Source organism: Streptomyces sp. NPDC107522 (assembly GCF_055657525.1).
The window spans coordinates 13,782-29,308 of the sequence record NZ_JBVKAU010000007.1; the positions used below are offsets into that span (position 1 = coordinate 13,782).

13 protein-coding genes are annotated in these 15,527 nt (G+C 71.9%); 7 read left to right on the forward strand and 6 right to left on the reverse strand.

Annotation, left to right across the window (positions count from 1 at the left end):
- Nucleotides 1-165 precede the first annotated feature (165 nt).
- The 4 genes from ACZ7L6_RS23255 to ACZ7L6_RS23270 are packed head-to-tail and all read left to right on the forward strand — an operon-like array spanning nt 166 to nt 5,346.
- A complete protein-coding gene (locus ACZ7L6_RS23255) occupies nt 166-945 on the forward strand; it encodes a redox-sensing transcriptional repressor Rex (RefSeq protein ID WP_471926860.1) in 780 nt (259 codons plus the stop codon).
- Nucleotides 942-2,687, forward strand: coding sequence for a glutamyl-tRNA reductase (locus tag ACZ7L6_RS23260; protein ID WP_471926862.1), 1,746 nt, complete (start codon nt 942-944; stop codon nt 2,685-2,687). Before ACZ7L6_RS23255 ends, ACZ7L6_RS23260 begins: the two co-directional genes overlap by 4 nt.
- On the forward strand, nt 2,684-3,643 hold the full coding sequence (hemC, locus tag ACZ7L6_RS23265) for a hydroxymethylbilane synthase (RefSeq protein ID WP_471926864.1): 960 nt from the start codon (nt 2,684-2,686) through the stop codon (nt 3,641-3,643). The genes ACZ7L6_RS23260 and hemC overlap by 4 nt, the downstream gene beginning before the upstream one ends.
- Nucleotides 3,640-5,346 carry a bifunctional uroporphyrinogen-III C-methyltransferase/uroporphyrinogen-III synthase gene (locus ACZ7L6_RS23270; RefSeq protein WP_471926866.1) on the forward strand — a complete coding sequence of 569 codons (1,707 nt, stop codon included), beginning with the start codon at nt 3,640-3,642 and terminating at the stop codon, nt 5,344-5,346. Before hemC ends, ACZ7L6_RS23270 begins: the two co-directional genes overlap by 4 nt.
- Nucleotides 5,347-5,573: 227 nt before the next feature.
- Here the strand turns inward: ACZ7L6_RS23270 and ACZ7L6_RS23275 are convergent, their stop codons facing one another.
- Nucleotides 5,574-6,983 (reverse strand): FAD-binding oxidoreductase, encoded by a 1,410-nt coding sequence (locus ACZ7L6_RS23275; RefSeq protein WP_471926868.1) that lies wholly within the window; start codon nt 6,981-6,983, stop codon nt 5,574-5,576.
- A 235-nt stretch (nt 6,984-7,218) separates the two neighbouring features.
- On the opposite strand from ACZ7L6_RS23275, the gene hemB reads away from it, so the two are divergent.
- Nucleotides 7,219-8,217 carry a porphobilinogen synthase gene (gene hemB, locus ACZ7L6_RS23280; protein ID WP_471926870.1) on the forward strand — a complete coding sequence of 333 codons (999 nt, stop codon included), beginning with the start codon at nt 7,219-7,221 and terminating at the stop codon, nt 8,215-8,217.
- Between the two features lie 20 nt (nt 8,218-8,237).
- On the opposite strand, the gene ACZ7L6_RS23285 is transcribed toward hemB, so the two are convergent.
- Nucleotides 8,238-8,561 carry a hypothetical protein gene (locus ACZ7L6_RS23285; RefSeq protein ID WP_471926872.1) on the reverse strand — a complete coding sequence of 108 codons (324 nt, stop codon included), beginning with the start codon at nt 8,559-8,561 and terminating at the stop codon, nt 8,238-8,240.
- Between the two features lie 271 nt (nt 8,562-8,832).
- Between ACZ7L6_RS23285 and ACZ7L6_RS23290 the strand changes: the two genes are divergently transcribed.
- Nucleotides 8,833-10,041, forward strand: a complete 1,209-nt coding sequence (locus tag ACZ7L6_RS23290) for an aminotransferase-like domain-containing protein (RefSeq protein WP_471926874.1) — start codon at nt 8,833-8,835, stop codon at nt 10,039-10,041.
- Between the two features lie 20 nt (nt 10,042-10,061).
- Here ACZ7L6_RS23290 and ACZ7L6_RS23295 read toward each other — a convergent pair whose 3' ends face one another.
- The 3 genes from ACZ7L6_RS23295 to ACZ7L6_RS23305 are packed head-to-tail and all read right to left on the reverse strand — an operon-like array spanning nt 10,062 to nt 12,865.
- The gene (locus ACZ7L6_RS23295; protein WP_471926876.1) at nt 10,062-10,850 is read right to left on the reverse strand and encodes a DUF4253 domain-containing protein; all 789 of its coding nucleotides are present in this window, start codon (nt 10,848-10,850) and stop codon (nt 10,062-10,064) included.
- Nucleotides 10,851-10,892: 42 nt separating this feature from the next.
- Entirely contained in the window at nt 10,893-11,972 is a 1,080-nt protein-coding gene (locus tag ACZ7L6_RS23300; RefSeq protein WP_471926878.1) for a helix-turn-helix domain-containing protein, read from the reverse strand.
- Complete coding sequence (locus ACZ7L6_RS23305) at nt 11,969-12,865, reverse strand: peptidoglycan-binding protein (RefSeq protein WP_471926880.1); 897 nt, start codon at nt 12,863-12,865, stop codon at nt 11,969-11,971. The genes ACZ7L6_RS23300 and ACZ7L6_RS23305 overlap by 4 nt, the downstream gene beginning before the upstream one ends.
- Before the next feature lie 316 nt (nt 12,866-13,181).
- Here ACZ7L6_RS23305 and ACZ7L6_RS23310 point away from each other — a divergent pair, with 316 nt between their 5' ends.
- Nucleotides 13,182-13,637 (forward strand): peptidoglycan-binding domain-containing protein, encoded by a 456-nt coding sequence (locus ACZ7L6_RS23310; protein ID WP_471926882.1) that lies wholly within the window; start codon nt 13,182-13,184, stop codon nt 13,635-13,637.
- 98 nt (nt 13,638-13,735) lie between these two features.
- Here ACZ7L6_RS23310 and argS read toward each other — a convergent pair whose 3' ends face one another.
- Nucleotides 13,736-15,499, reverse strand: coding sequence for an arginine--tRNA ligase (gene argS / locus ACZ7L6_RS23315; protein WP_471926884.1), 1,764 nt, complete (start codon nt 15,497-15,499; stop codon nt 13,736-13,738).
- Nucleotides 15,500-15,527: the final 28 nt, after the last annotated feature.

Genomic DNA, 15,527 nt, shown 5'->3' on the forward strand with positions numbered 1-15,527 from the left:
GCCGGTTCCATATCAGTGCGCCGGGCGTGCGTGAGCCCGGTCACGTTGGGCGGGCAAATCGGACACCATCTTTGTGCACGCGTTCACAAAGACATAGCCTGCTTTCGACGGGGCGGTCTGTGGACGACTGACCGCCGGCAGTCCCGCTCTACCCGCAGGAGCACCGTGGCAACTGGCCGAACTCACCGAACGGCGACTCGCAGCCGAGGGATTCCCGAGGCCACCGTCGCCCGGCTTCCGCTGTACCTCCGCGCGCTGACCGCACTGTCGGAGCGCTCGGTACCCACGGTCTCCTCCGAGGAGCTCGCGGCCGCGGCGGGGGTCAACTCCGCGAAGCTGCGCAAGGACTTCTCGTACCTCGGGTCCTACGGGACGAGGGGTGTCGGGTACGACGTCGAGTATCTCGTGTACCAGATCTCCCGTGAGCTGGGGCTCACCCAGGACTGGCCGGTTGTCATCGTCGGTATCGGTAACCTCGGCGCCGCCCTCGCCAACTACGGCGGGTTCGCCTCCCGTGGCTTCCGGGTGGCCGCGCTCATCGACGCCGATCCGGCCATGGCGGGCAAGCCTGTCGCCGGGATTCCGGTGCAGCACTCCGACGACCTGGAGAAGATCATCCAGGAGAACGGCGTGTCCATCGGCGTCATCGCCACGCCCGCCGGTGCCGCCCAGCCGGTGTGCGACCGGCTCGTGGCCGCCGGGGTCACCTCCATCCTGAACTTCGCGCCGACCGTGCTGTCCGTCCCGGACGGCGTCGACGTACGCAAGGTGGACCTGTCGATCGAGCTGCAGATCCTCGCCTTCCACGAGCAGCGCAAGGCCGGCGAGGAGGCCCACTCCGACGGCACCGCACCCGCCGCCGTGACCCGCGAGGAAGCCACCGACGCCGCCGAATCCGCCGACCAGGGGCCCGACGGGGACGTACCCGCCGTGATGCCGGCATGAGTCTCCTCGTCGTAGGGCTGAGCCACCGCAGCGCCCCGGTCAGCGTGCTGGAGCGCGCGGCGCTGAGCGCGGACGCCCAGATCAAGCTGCTGCAGGACACGGTCGCCGCCGAGCCGGCCGCCGAGGCCGCCGTGCTGGCCACCTGCAACCGCATCGAGCTGTACGCCGACGTGGACAAGTTCCACGCCGGTGTCGCCGAGCTGTCCACGCTGCTCGCCCAGCACAGCGGGGTGGGGCTCGACGAGCTCACGCCCTATCTGTATGTGCATTACGAGGACCGGGCCGTCCACCATCTGTTCTCCGTGGCCTGCGGGCTCGACTCCATGGTCGTCGGCGAGGGGCAGATCCTCGGGCAGATCAAGGACTCCCTCGCCAAGGCGCAGGAGCTGCACAGCGCCGGGCGGCTGCTGAACGACCTGTTCCAGCAGGCCCTGCGGGTCGGCAAGCGCGCCCACTCCGAGACCGGCATCGACCGCGCCGGGCAGTCGCTGGTCACCTTCGGCCTGGAGCAGCTGGCCGCCGGAGCGGACGTGGCGGCGTGGGCCCACGGCAAGAAGGCCCTCGTCATCGGCGCCGGCTCGATGTCCTCCCTCGCAGCGGCCACGCTCGCGCGTGCCGGTGTCGCCGAGATCGTCATCGCCAACCGCACCTACGACCGTGCCGAGCGCCTCGCGCAGATCCTGACCGAGGCCGGTGACCTGGACGTGCCCGCCCGCGCGGTACCGATGGAGTCGGTGCCGGTCGAGCTGACACGTGCCGACGTCGCCGTCTCCTGCACCGGCGCGACCGGCCTCGTCCTCACGGCCGAGGAGATCGCGTCGGCGGTGGAGGGCCGTACCGGGCGGCCGGTCGCCTTCGCCGAGGGCGCGGGTGGCGGCCGTACGGCCGACAAGGCGCCGGCTCCCCGGACGAACGCCGACTCCACTGACGTACGGCAGACCCCGCTGCCGCCCACCAGTGTCGGCGCCGACGAGAACTGCCCGCTGGACCTCACCGCCGTGCAGGGAGGTTTCTCTGTCCTCGGGGAGGCCGCCGTCGCCGGTATGGACGCGGCCACGCTGGAGCAGCACGCGGCCTGGGCGGCGGGCAGTGCCGTCGACCGGCGGGAGGCCGCCCGGCGCAGCCCCGAGGCCGACGCCGAGCTGATCACCGCGCTCGCCGCGACCGTGGCCACCGTCGGCCGGATCCCCGAGCGCCGCAAGCCCGAGCCGGTCGCCGAGGCGCCCCGCCTCACGCCGGTCCTCTCGCTGCTCGACCTCGCCATGCCGCGCGACATCGACGCGGCCGTGCACCGGCTGGCCGGGGTGCGGCTGGTCGACATCGAGTCGCTGGCGGACGCCTCCGCCGACGCTCCGATGGCGGCCGACGTCGACCAGGTCCGCCGTATCGTCTCCGACGAGGTCGCGGCCTTCGGGGCGGCGCTGCGGGCCGCGCACATCACGCCCACCGTCGTCGCGCTGCGCACCATGGCCGCCGATGTGGTGGCCAGCGAGATCGCCCGGCTGGAGGGCCGCCTCCCGGGCCTCGACGACAAGCACCGCAGCGAGATCACGCAGACCGTGCGGCGCGTGGTCGACAAGCTGCTGCACGCCCCGACCGTCCGGGTCAAGCAGCTCGCTGCCGAGCCCGGCGGCGCCGGCTACGCGGACGCGTTGCGCACCCTGTTCGACCTCGATCAGGAGACGGTGGCCTCCGTCTCCCGGGCCGAGGACAGCACCGAGAAGAACCGAGGCCCACGATGACTCAGCAGCCACTACGGCTCGGCACCAGGCGCAGCAAGCTCGCCATGGCCCAGTCCGGGCAGGTCGCGGACGCCGTGCGCCGGGTGACCGGACGGCCCGTCGAGCTGGTCGAGATCACCACGTACGGCGATGTCTCCCGCGAGGCCCTCGCGCAGATCGGCGGCACGGGAGTGTTCGTCACCGCGCTGAGGGACGCGCTGTTGCGAGGCGAGGTCGACTTCGCGGTGCACTCCCTGAAGGACCTGCCGACCGCACAGCCCGAGGACCTGATCCTCGCGGCCGTTCCCCAGCGGGAGGATCCGCGCGACGTGATCGTCGCGCGGGACGCGCTGAAGTTCACCGACCTGCCGCGCGGCGCGCGCATCGGTACGGGTTCGCCGCGCCGGATGGCGCAGCTGAACGCGTATGCGCGCGGCCATGGGCTGGACATCGAGGCGGTGCCGATCCGCGGGAACGTCGACACGCGGATCCGGTACGTGCACGACGGTGAGCTGGATGCGGTGGTGCTGGCCGCGGCCGGCCTGAACCGCATCGGCCGCATCGAGGAAGTGACCGACTTCCTGTCGGTCGACACTGTTTTGCCCGCCCCCGGCCAGGGGGCCCTGGCGATCGAGTGCACCGCGGACAACGCGGACCTGGTCGCCGCGCTGGGCGAACTCGACGACCCGTTCACGCGGGTCGCCGTGACCGCCGAGCGATCACTGCTCGCCGCCCTGGAGGCCGGTTGCAGCGCCCCCGTGGGCGCGTTGGCCGACCTGTTGGCCGACGGGCAGATTGTCAAGGAAATGCGCCTGCGCGGCGTCGTCGGCACGACCGACGGCACCCGCATGGTGCAGCTGTCCACCACCGGTCCCGTGCCCGAGACGCACGACCAAGCGCTGGCGCTCGGTCGCGAACTCGCCACCGAGATGCTTGCCCAGGGCGCGGCCGGTCTGATGGGGGAGCGAGCACAGTGAGCCCCACCACCCTTCCCGCCGGCCTCGAACACGGGCACGTCACCTTCCTCGGTGCCGGACCCGGGGATCCGGGACTGCTGACCCTGCGCGCCGTCGAGGCGCTGGCGAACGCGGACGTACTCGTCGCCGAGCACGAGGTGCTCGACGTCGTACGCCAGCACGCCAGAGCCGGTGTCGCCGAAGTGCACACGGACACGGGTCCCCAGTCGGACCCCGCTCCGGGCACAGGCACGCCTCAGCTAGCGGTTGTTGACGGCGCGTCAACAACCGCTGGGCTACCCGCGGTGCGGGATGCCGCACATCTTGTCATGGAGGCCGCGCGCAGCGGCAGGCGGGTCGTGCGTGCGGTGTCCGGGGATCCCGGGCTCGACGCGTACGCCGCCGAGGAGATGCTGGCGTGCGCCGCGGCGGGCGTGCCGTTCGAGGTCGTGCCCGGTGTCGCCACGGCCGTGGGTGTGCCCGCGTATGCCGGGGTGCCGCTGCGGGACGCGCAGGGCGCCGATGTGCGGTTCGTGGACGCGCGCACCGCTTCGGACCGGTGCTGGACCGAGGTCGGGGCGTCGGACGGGACCGTGGTCGTGTCGACGACGCTGGACTCCGTGGGCGCGGCCGCGGGTGAGCTGGTGTCGGCGGGGCGTAAGCCCGATACGCCGATGACGGTCACGGTCGCGGGTACGACGACTCGGCAGCGGACGTGGACCGCGACGCTCGGCACCATCGCGCAGACGCTGAAGCAGGCCAAGGTGCTGCCCTCGCCGGAGGGCGGGCGGCCGGTGATAGCCGTGGTCGGTGAGCGTTCCGCCGCCGCTCAGCGTGAGCAGTTGTCGTGGTTCGAGTCCAAGCCGCTCTTCGGGTGGCGGGTGCTCGTGCCGCGGACGAAGGAGCAGGCGGCTTCGCTCTCCGACCAGTTGCGGTCGTACGGGGCCGTGCCGCACGAGGTGCCGACGATCGCCGTTGAGCCGCCGCGGACGCCTCAGCAGATGGAGCGGGCGGTCAAGGGGCTCGTCACCGGGCGGTACGAGTGGATCGCCTTCACGTCGGTGAACGCGGTCAAGGCCGTGCGGGAGAAGTTCGAGGAGTACGGGCTTGATGCTCGGGCGTTTGCCGGGATCAAGGTCGCTGCGGTGGGGGAGCAGACGGCGAAGGCGTTGATCGCCTTTGGTGTGAAGCCGGACCTCGTGCCTTCGGGGGAGCAGTCGGCTGCGGGGCTGCTGGAGGACTGGCCGCCGTATGACCCGGTGTTCGATCCGATCGACCGGGTGTTCCTGCCGCGGGCGGATATCGCCACGGAGACTCTGGTCGCCGGGCTGATCGAGTTGGGCTGGGAGGTCGATGACGTCACGGCCTATCGGACCGTGCGGGCGTCGCCGCCGCCGGCTGAGACTCGGGAGGCGATCAAGGGGGGTGGCTTCGATGCCGTTCTCTTCACGTCGTCTTCCACTGTGCGGAATCTGGTGGGGATCGCCGGGAAGCCGCACAACGTGACGGTGATCGCCTGTATTGGGCCTGCCACTGCGAAGACTGCTGAGGAGCATGGGCTTCGGGTGGATGTCATGGCTCCGGAGCCGTCTGTGCACAAGCTGGCGGAGGCGTTGGCCGACTTCGGGATGCGGCGGCGGGCGGCTGCGGTGGAGGCCGGGGATCCGGTGACGCGGCCTAGTGAGCGGCGGCCGGGGGCTCGGCGGCGGCGGTCCACGACGTAGGTGGGCGGCGGTGGGGTTTTTCGCCCCCGCCGCCCCTACCCGTCCCATCCTCCAGGGGCGCTGCCCCTTCGACCCCGGTCCCTGGGGGCTGCCGCCCCCAGACCCCCGCTTCGGCCCTGAAGGGGCCTCGTCCTCAAACGCCGGACGGGCTGAGTGATGTGGGCCGGCGTTGAGACCGGGCGGGCTGGAAGGCGTGGGCCGGTGTTGAGAGGTGGCCGTCGCTCGGGTCATGCGCTGGTCGGGGTTGTCTCGACCGTGTGGCCGAAGCGGAGGAGGTTGGCCGGGTCGTAGGTCGACTTTGTCTGTTGGAGGCGTTGGTAGACCTCGGGGGTCCAGGCTCGGGCGCGGTCCGGTTCGTCGCCCGGGGTGCCGTGGAGGTTGACCATGGTGCGGCCGGTGCCGTAGGGGGCCATCGCGGCACTGAGGGAACGGGTGGCCTGTTCTATCGCCTCGGCCATGGGGGGTGCGGCCATGACGCCCACCGCTTCCAGTAGAAACTCGGCGTCGCGGGCGCAGATTGCGTCCTCCACGGAGGCGGGGCGGGCCAGCGCGCCGCCCATGTGGCGGATCTCGACCAGGAGCAGCGGGCAGTCGGGGGCCTCGGGGCCCACCTGGGCGAGGAATGTGCTGATCGCGTCCGGGGACAGGTCGCGCAGCAGGGTGCAGGACTCGCGGGCGGGGAGTGGGTCCTGGGGGTCCATGAAGATGCGGTCCACATCCGTGTAGTCCATTTCCTCCACCGTGTCGATCACCACCGGGGGCGTGGCTGCGCGGAGTCGGGACAGGAGTTCTTCGCCCGCTGCCGTCTCGCCCGTCCAGGCCAGGCAGACCCTTGCCCAGAACCGGCCCCGGAACGGCTCGGGGATCTCCGGGAAGGGCGGCAGCCGCAGCAGGCTGAACGTGCTGCACATCTCCGGCGGGACCGTGCGACTCCAGTCCGCCCAGGCGCGCAGCAGTGGCTCGGCGTCCTCGCCCGCGCAGTAGATGCCGCCGCCGAGGAGGCGGGAGATCGCGGGCAGCTCGGTGACCAGGGAAGTCACCACTCCTACGTTCCCCTTGCCGCCGCGCAACGCCCAGAAGAGGTCCGGCTCGTGCGTCGCGTCCACCTCGCGGAGCGTGCCGTCGGGTGTGGCGACCTGGAAGGAGCGGACCAGGTCGGCCGCGTAGCCGTAGGTCCGGCCGAGGACCGGCAAACCGCCGCCCAGCGTGTAGCCGACCACGCCCGCGTCCGTGGACGAGCCGCAGAGCGCGCCGAGGCCGTACGGCGCCGCCGCCTCCAGGACGTGCCGCCACTTCGCGCCGGCCGCGACCGTCGCGAGGCGCTCCTGGGGGTTGACCCGTACTTCGGTCATGCGGGCCGTGCTGATGAGCAGGCCGTGGTCGATCGGGAAGTTCGCGCCGTGGCCCGTCGACTGGACCGCGACCGGGGTGTTGGTCGCTGCCGCCCAGCGCAGGGCCGTCACTATGTCGTCCACGCCCGTCGCGCCCACCACCACGTCCGGTGTGTGCAGCGCGGCAAGGTTGAAGCCGGTGACCTCGTCGGCGTAGGCGTCCTCGCCGGGGCGCAGGACCGGGCCGTGGATCTCGGAGAGGGCGAAGAGGTCGGGGGTCTGGTGGAGGTGGTGGGTGGCGGGCATCGCGTCCTCCGTGGTGCGCGTACGGAGGGACGGCGGCGGCGAGGCGTGTGGGGCGCGCCGTCGGGTCCTTGCGTTCGGGGAAGTATCGGCTCGGGGAGGGGATCTCTTGGCGTACGGGGCTTTTGTTCAGGATGGACCCGGTTCGGGAGGGGGCGCATGCGGGCAGCCGGGCCGTACCTCGGTGCCGACGGCTCGTCGGCAAAGGTGCTGTCGGGGCGGGCGTAGCGTAGGGGGCATGACGACGTACGGATCCTTCCCCGGCACGCGGCCGCGGCGTCTGCGGACCACTCCCGCCATGCGGCGCATGGTCGCCGAGACCAGGCTGCACCCCGCCGACTTCATCCTCCCGGCCTTCGTGCGCGAGGGCGTCAGCGAGCCCGTGCCGATCGCCGCCATGCCGGGCGTGGTCCAGCACACGCGGGACAGCCTGAAGAAGGCCGCCGCGGAGGCCGTCGAGGCCGGTGTCTCCGGGATCATGCTCTTCGGGGTGCCGGAGGAGTCCAAGAAGGACGCGCTCGGGACGCCGGGGACCGATCCGGACGGGATTCTGCAGGTCGCCATCCGGGATGTGCGGGCCGAGGTCGGGGACGACCTTCTCGTCATGTCCGACGTGTGCCTCGACGAGACCATCGATCACGGGCATTGCGGGGTGCTCGACGCGCAAGGGCGCGTCGACAACGACGCCACCCTCGAGCGGTACGCCGAGATGGCCCAGGTGCAGGCCGACGCCGGCGCCCATGTCGTGGGCCCCAGCGGGATGATGGACGGGCAGATCGGCGTCATCCGGGATGCCCTTGATCAGATCGGGCGGGAGGATGTCGCCATCCTCGCCTACACCGCCAAGTACGCCTCCGCCTTCTACGGGCCCTTCCGGGAGGCCGTCGCCTCCTCGCTGAAGGGCGACCGGAAGACGTATCAGCAGGACCCGGCGAACGCGCGGGAGGCCCTGCGGGAGTTGGCCCTCGATCTGGAGGAGGGCGCCGACATGGTGATGGTCAAGCCGGCCGGTCCCTACCTCGACATCCTGGCGCGGGTCGCCGACGCCGTGGACGTGCCGGTCGCCGCCTACCAGATCTCCGGCGAGTACTCGATGGTCGAGGCCGCCGCCGAGAAGGGCTGGATCGACCGGGACCGGGCGATCTTCGAGACCCTGACCGGCATCAAGCGGGCGGGTGCGCGCAACATCCTCACGTACTGGGCAACCGAGGCGGCGCAGAAGCTGGGGCGCCAGTAACGGCCGTACGTCGTCTGTCGTCAGCGTCCGTCCGACGTCGGGGGCGCCTTGGGCGTCGCTGGAGTCGCGGGACTCGCTGGTGTCGTGGCGGTCGGGCTGGTCGGGGTGGACGGGCCCTCGTCGCGCAGGCCCTCGCCGTCCTCGCACGCGGTGAGCGTGAGGGCGGCGATCGCCACCAGCGTGGCGGCGAGCAGCGCGGGCGCCTCGCCGGCAGTGCCGCGATATGCCGTCTTTCGTCTGCGGCGCCGTCGTGGTTGGTCGCGCAGTTCCCCGCGCCCCTTTACGGCGTTGCCGTGCAGCGTCGTTTGACCGGGCTGCTTGGTGGGGTGTGCGGACGCGGACATGGTGCTGCCCTCTCCGTGTGGGGGGTGGTCTGGCCTCAGACTGCGTGGTCACTCGGCCCGGCCGCCACCTTCCGCCGGGAATTCGGGACGCTCGGGTGGTGGGACCGTGGCTGACCTGCGGGGATGGCGTGTCCCGCGGGCTCGGTGTGGGACGCCGCCGAACAGTGAGTCCGTATCGCGGAAACCTGCTTGTAGGTGACATGTAGTTCTCTAGGCTGCCCGGCACGAGCCGTCACCCCCCCCTCGTCGTCGTAGCCGAAGGAGCCGTGTCATGACCGTCGTCGAACCCGCGCCCCACGCCCACACCGCCGCCGTGCCTCCGCTCGCCGCGCGGACCGGGGCGGTCGGGGGTTCGCCCGTGCGGGAGATCCTGGCCGTCACCGCCCGTCCCGAGGTCATCAACTTCGCGGGCGGGCTGCCGGCCCCGGAGCTGTTCGACCGGGAGGGCATCGCGGCCGCCTTCCGGGACGTGCTCGCCGAGACGCCGGCGCAGGCCTTGCAGTACTCCACGACGGAGGGCGAGCCGAGCCTGCGGGCCGGGCTCGCCGCGCGCATGTCGGCGCGGGGTCTGGCCACGGGGGCCCACGACCTGCTCGTCACCACCGGCTCCCAACAGGGTCTGTCGCTCCTCGCCACCGCGCTGCTGGATCCCGGCGACACCGTCCTCGTCGAAGACCCCTGCTATCTGGCGGCACTTCAGGCCTTCGGGCTCGCGGGAGCGCGGGTCGTGGCGGTGCCGGGGGACGCGGAGGGGGTGGATCCGCGGGCGCTGGAGGAGTTGGTGGCCCGGGAGCGGCCCAAGTTCTTCTACACCGTGCCGACCTTCCAGAACCCGACCGGCAGAACCCTGCCCGCCGAGCGCAGGGCGGCCGTCGCGGAGGTCGCCGCCCGGTGCGGGGTGTGGATCGTCGAGGACGACCCCTACGGCGAACTCCGCTACGACGGTGAGCGCGTGCCCTGGATCGCCTCGTACCCGGGCGCCGAGGACCGCACGGTGCTGCTCGGCTCCTTCTCCAAGGTGATGGCACCGGGGCTGCGGCTGGGCTGGCTGCGCGCTCCCGCCGCGCTGCGCCGTGCCTGTTCGGTCGCCAAGCAGGCCGCCGACCTGCACACCCCGACCGTCAACCAGCTCGCCGCCGCCCGCTGCCTCACCGGCCTCGACGCCCACGTGACCCGTGTCAGGGACGTCTACCGCGAGCGCCGCGACGCCATGCTGGCGGGGCTGGCCGAGGCACTGCCGGACGGCTCGACGTGGAACCGTCCGCAGGGCGGCATGTTCCTCTGGGCCCGCCTGCCGGGGTCGTACGACACGACGGCCCTGCTCCCGAAGGTGGTGCGGCACAACGTGGCGTACGTCCCCGGCGCGCCCTTCTACGCCGGTGAGCCCGACCGGTCGACGCTGCGGCTGTGCTTCGTGACGCAGACGCCGGAGGAGATCGGGGAGGGGCTGAGGAGGCTGGGGGAGGGGTTGCGGGGCTGAACCGAGGGCGTCGCGGCCCGTCAGTCCCACCAGAAGTGCCAGGCCGGTTGGTTGAGAAGCTGGTGTGCGGCGTACGCGGTGAGGGTGGGGTCGCTGCCCTGCCAGATGTTGTCCGGGCAGAACGCGAAGTGCTCGGCGGCCAGGGCCTCCGCCTCGGCGAGGGTGGTGGGCGGGGCGGCGACGGTCACCAGCAGGGTGTCGAAGCCGAGCGCCACGACCCGTATGCCGAACCGGTCCTCCCAGGAGCGGAGCACCGCGGACAGGCGGCCGGTGTCGTTCTCGTGGTTCGCCGGGCCCGTCCAGCCGATCGCCGCGGGGATGTCGGCGCTGCGGCGGGCCGGGACGAGGGCGAGACGGGGGTCCTTGAGAGGGCCACCGCCGTCGAGGAGGGAGTCCACTACGTCGGAGGCGACGGATTCGGCGGAGTCGGGGTCCGGGGCGGCGTCGGCGGCGTGCTCGGTGCCGGCCAGGCCGGGCCAGTCCGCGTTCTCCTCCGCGCACTCGTCCCAGAACTCCTCCAGTACCTCCTCGGCGTCGTGATCCCCCGGGTACGACATCTCGCCGGGCATCAACTCCCACAGCTCCGGCCTGCCGTGACCGGCGCCGACGTCCAGGACGACCGGGAGCAGGCCGACGGACGGCGCCGTCCGCCGCAGGGCGGCCCAGTCGCCGGGAGCCGCCCGGCCGTCCGCCAGCCACAGGAGCGGCTCGTGCCACCGCCCGTCGTCGGTCGCGTCGACCAGCCCGCCGGGCGGGAGCCGCAGACCGAGGGACGCGAGTTTCGGCAGGGGGTTCGGAAGAGTCGCCATGCCGTGGACTGTAGGCGGTGGCACTGACAACGAGCGGCCCGCTCACCCGGCCACCCGGCCGTCGAAGCATTCCCCCTCGCCGCCCGCCGCGGGCCGGAGGCAGGCCCGCACGACGGTTCCGGGGCGGGTCGCGGTCATGGGGGTGTAGACGTAGGAGTCCGCGTCGACGGCGTCCTGGACCTCCGCACTGCGGACGGGACCCGCAGGATCCTCGGGACCGTCCTGCCCCACCGCCGTCATCTCGATCCGGTCGCCGATCCGCGTGCCCCACATCCGGGCCCAACTCGTCCCGCATTCCTCGCTGTAGCGCAGTTCCATCCAGGCGCCGCCGGCCGTGCGGTGCTCGGCGAGAGTCGTCGGCGTGACGCCGCACTTCATGTGCATCGGGTCCTTGCCCTCACAGACCGCACCCCGGCAGCGCGGCTCGGTCGCGGCCGGAGGCGGGGACAGGGACGACCGCGGTTCGCCGCCCGCGTGCGGCAGCAGGAGGGCCACCGCCGCCACGCCCCCGACCGCCACGGCACACACGGACGCGAGCACGGCCACGGCCGCCGCGGTCCGGTGCACGGCACCGGCATCGGCGTCGGCATCAGGAGCGCCACCGGCGGACGTGACCAAGAGATGGGGAGCTGGGGAGGTGGGCGGAGGCGGAGACCCCGATGGAGGGGAAGGCGGAGGTGGAGGTTGAGGCGGGGGCGGCGATGAGGCAGGGGGGCGGGACGAGTTGGAAGTCGGGGATGAGGTGGCACTCCCGGACGAGTCGGAAGTCGGGGAGGAGCCGGGAGTCGGTGACGAGGCGGGAGTCGTGGACGATGCGGGACTCCCGGACGAGGCCGACGACGCGGATCGTCGCCCCTCCGGCGGACGTCCGCTCCGTCCGCTCCCCTCCGCCTCCGCGATCTCCCACAGCGCCACACAGCGCCCCTCCGGCTCGCCCGCGAGGCGGCACAGCTCCTGCACCGCGTCGCGCGGTGGCAGCGTCCTGCCGTTGAGGTAGCGGTCCCAGGAGGACTTGCTGAACGCGGTCTTCGCCGCGAGGCCGGCCAGGCTCAGCCCGGTGCGGGTCTTCAACTCCCCCAGCGCGGCGGCCAGTCGGGCCCGTTCCGGCGACGGTGTCGTCATCGCCGCAGCGCCTTCCAGGTGTGTGGCCCGACGATGCCGTCCACGACCAGACCCGCCCGCTTCTGCAGCTGCCTGACCGCGCGTTCCGTCAGCGGGCCGAAGATCCCGTCGATACCGCCGGGCGAGATGCCCGCCCTGCGCAGCAGACACTGCACCTCGGCCACCTCCTGTCCCGCGTGACCGTACGCCAGGACGGCGTCCCGGGTGCGGCTGTTGCCCGCGTACCAGCGGCCGTCGATCCGCTCGACCCGGCACCGGTACGGGGGCTCCGAGCGCGCGGCCGACGCCGGTGCCGACGCGGTGGACGTGCCGGGGCCGGCGGGCCCGGCCGGCGCGACGACGGGAGCCGCTGCTCCTTCTCCCCCGCCGCCGGCCAGCCGTACGACGAGGAGCACCGCCGTGCAGACGGCCACCATCAGTGCCACGGTCCCCGCCATGAGCGCGACGCGCAGCGAACTCCCCGGGGCGCGCGCCCGGTTGACCTCGACCGACAGGATCTCCGGCTCGGTCGGAACGGACTCCGGTGCGATGGGTTCCGGTGCAGTCGGGTCCGGTGCGGTCGGTTCTGGCGCCGTCGCGTCCGGTACGGGCGTGTCCGCGGCTGCCGCCGTCACGTCCTCGCGTCTCCTCGCCCACGCCTCCGCGGCGACCTCGTGCAACGCCAGCAACCGGGTCGGATCCTCGCCCCCCACCCGGGCCAGCGCCTCGACGGCCTCCCGGGGTGGCAGTGACCTGCCGCCCAGATACCGCTCCCAGGACTTCGGGCTGTACCCGGTCCTCCCCGCCAGCCGGCGCAGGCTCAGCCCGCTGTGGTCCTTCAGCCGGCGCAGCCGTACCACCAACTGCCGTACGCGCGGATCCAGTTCCGCGGGCAGCGCTGCCCAACGCGACATGTACCCCCCACTCGCGTTCACGGTCCGGGCCCGTGGTCCGTGGTCAGCGGCCCCCGCGCCCGGTCGCATTCTGCATCAGCATCCACGGCCCGCAGCGGAAGCGGGTTCCCGCACCGGTAAGGAATCGGCCACCGTGTGTCTCAGCCGTCCCGCCGTGGCGTCCCGGCGGGCGGCGTTCGCGCAGGTCAGCGGGTGGGGCGTCCCGTGATGACGTCGGTTGTGCGGCAACTGTGGCAACCCTCTCCGCCCGCCCCGCACTCTCGTCTCGCCAGCCGGCGGCAGGACCGCCATCCGAACCGGAGCGAGAGGGAAACGCATGCGACCCAATGTCTGGACGAGGACCCTCGTCAGTGTCAGCGCCGTCGTCGGCCTTGCCGCCGGAGGTGTCGCGACCGCGGGGACCAGCTTCGCCGCGTCGGAATCGAAGCCCGCCGTGAGCTCCGACGTCACCGTCCTCGCGGTCAACAACCTCGGCCTGAGCAACACCGAGGCCAAGTACGTCCAGTGCTGGATCCAGGACTACTGGGGCTACACCGGCGCCCTCGACGGCCAGCTCGGCACCAACAGCTGGAAGGCGCTGCAGCGCTGGCTCAAGGCGCACTGGGGCTACACCGACAGCATCGACGGGATCGTCGGCCCGAACACCATCAAGGCCCTGCAACGTGACCTGAAGGCGTACCACGGCTACACCGGCGCGATCGACGGCATCGCAGGATCGGGCACCAAGGCGGCGTTCAAGGACTTCGCGGCGGACTCCAAGCAGCACTGCTGAGCCGGCCGGTCGGCTCCATGGGCTGACACAGCACCGCGGCCCGTCCTCCCAGCGGGGGAGAGGACGGGCCGCGCGTGTTGTTTCACAGGCTCAGGCGCTCAGAGCCGCTCGGGAGTCCGGATGCCCAGCAGGGCCATGCCCCGGTGCAGGGTGCGGGCCGTGAGGTCCACCAGGAACAGGCGGTTCTCCGTCTGCTCCGGGGTGTCGGCCTTCAGGACCGGGCACTGGTCGTAGAACGTCGTCAGGTGCGTCGCCAGCTGGTACAAGTACGCGGCCAGCTTGTGCGGTGCGTACTCCGCGGCCGCCTCGAAGACCGTGTTGCCGAACGCGTCCAGGTGCAGGCCCAGCGCCCGCTCCGCCGGGGCGAGTTCGAGATCCGGGTGCGCGGCCGGGGCCGCCCCCTCGGCCTTGCGCAGGATCGACTTGATACGGGCATACGCGTACTGGAGGTAGACCGAGGTGTCGCCGTTCAGCGAGACCATCTGGTCCAGGTCGAACTTGTAGTCCCGGTTCGGCGAGGTCGACAGGTCCGCGTACTTCACGGCGCCGATCCCGACGTACCGGCCGTTCTCGACGATCTCCTCCTCGGTCAGGCCCACCTTCTCGGCCTTCTCGCGCACCACCGCGGTGGCCCGCTCGACGGCCTCGTCGAGGAGGTCCTCCAGCCGTACGGTCTCGCCCTCACGGGTCTTGAACGGCTTGCCGTCCGCGCCCAGGACCGTGCCGTATCCCATGTTGTGCGCGGTGACCTCGTCGGTCAGCCAGCCGGCACGGCGGGCCGTCTCGAAGACCATCTTGAAGTGCAGCGACTGACGTACGTCCACGACATAGAGCAGGGACGTCGCGTGCAGGTCGACGACGCGGTTGCGGATCGCGGTCAGGTCGGATGCCGCGTAGCCGAAGCCGCCGTCCGCCTTCTGCACGATCAGCGGAACCGGCTGGTCGTCCTTGCCGCGGATCTCGTCGAAGAAGACGACCAGCGCGCCCTCGGAGCGGACCGCGACACCCATCTCCTCCAGGAGGCGGGCGGTCTCGGGCATGCCCTCGTTGTACGCGGACTCGCCGACGATCTCCTCGTCGCGGATCTCCATGTCCAGCTTCTCGAAGACGGAGTAGAAGTAGACCTTCGACTCGTCCACGAACTGCTGCCACAGCTCCAGGGTCTCCTTGTCGCCGGACTGGAGCGCCACGACCCGCTTGCGGGCGCGCTCCTTGAACTCCTCGTCCGCGTCGAAGACCGCGCGGGACGCCTTGTACACCCGGTTCAGGTTCGACATGGCCTGCTCGCCGTCCACGTCCTCCGGCGGGGCCAGCTCGCCGGGGTGCTCGAACAGGTACTGGATGAGCATGCCGAACTGGGTGCCCCAGTCGCCGATGTGGTGTCGGCCGATCGTCTTCTCGCCGGTGAAGTCGAGCATGGCGCGCAGGGCGTCGCCGATCACCGCGGAGCGCAGGTGGCCGACGTGCATCTCCTTGGCCACGTTGGGCTGGGCGTAGTCGATGACCGTCGTGCCGGGCGCGTCCGCGTAGGGGACGCCGAGGCGGTCCGTGTCGGCGTACCGGGCCGCGAGGTTCTCGGTGATGGCCTTGTCCGTGATCGTCACGTTCAGGAAGCCGGGGCCGGAGACCTCTACGTCCTTGATCACGTCGCCGGTGACCACCTGGGAGACGACCTGCGTCGCCAGGTCACGAGGATTCGCCTTCGCCTTCTTGGCGAGCGCCAGAATGCCGTTCGCCTGGAAGTCGGCCCGGTCGCTACGTCGCAGCAGCGGGTCGACTCCGTCGGCTTCCGGGAGGGCGGAAGCGAGGGCGTCGGCGAGCTGCTTGTTGACGGAGTCGCTGAGGGATGTGACCGGGGCCATAGGAATGGGTGCCGTTCTCCTCGTGGGG

Bases quoted from the DNA above. Each gene is read 5' to 3' on its own strand.
- ACZ7L6_RS23260 (WP_471926862.1), top strand. From the start codon at position 942: ATGAGTCTCCTCGTCGTAGGGCTGAGCCACCGCAGCGCCCCGGTCAGC.
- hemC (WP_471926864.1), top strand. From the start codon at position 2,684: ATGACTCAGCAGCCACTACGGCTCGGCACCAGGCGCAGCAAGCTCGCC.
- ACZ7L6_RS23275 (WP_471926868.1), bottom strand. From the start codon at position 6,983: ATGCCCGCCACCCACCACCTCCACCAGACCCCCGACCTCTTCGCCCTC.
- hemB (WP_471926870.1), top strand. From the start codon at position 7,219: ATGACGACGTACGGATCCTTCCCCGGCACGCGGCCGCGGCGTCTGCGG.
- ACZ7L6_RS23285 (WP_471926872.1), bottom strand. From the start codon at position 8,561: ATGTCCGCGTCCGCACACCCCACCAAGCAGCCCGGTCAAACGACGCTG.
- ACZ7L6_RS23290 (WP_471926874.1), top strand. From the start codon at position 8,833: ATGACCGTCGTCGAACCCGCGCCCCACGCCCACACCGCCGCCGTGCCT.
- ACZ7L6_RS23295 (WP_471926876.1), bottom strand. From the start codon at position 10,850: ATGGCGACTCTTCCGAACCCCCTGCCGAAACTCGCGTCCCTCGGTCTG.
- ACZ7L6_RS23300 (WP_471926878.1), bottom strand. From the start codon at position 11,972: ATGACGACACCGTCGCCGGAACGGGCCCGACTGGCCGCCGCGCTGGGG.
- ACZ7L6_RS23305 (WP_471926880.1), bottom strand. From the start codon at position 12,865: ATGTCGCGTTGGGCAGCGCTGCCCGCGGAACTGGATCCGCGCGTACGG.
- ACZ7L6_RS23310 (WP_471926882.1), top strand. From the start codon at position 13,182: ATGCGACCCAATGTCTGGACGAGGACCCTCGTCAGTGTCAGCGCCGTC.
- argS (WP_471926884.1), bottom strand. From the start codon at position 15,499: ATGGCCCCGGTCACATCCCTCAGCGACTCCGTCAACAAGCAGCTCGCC.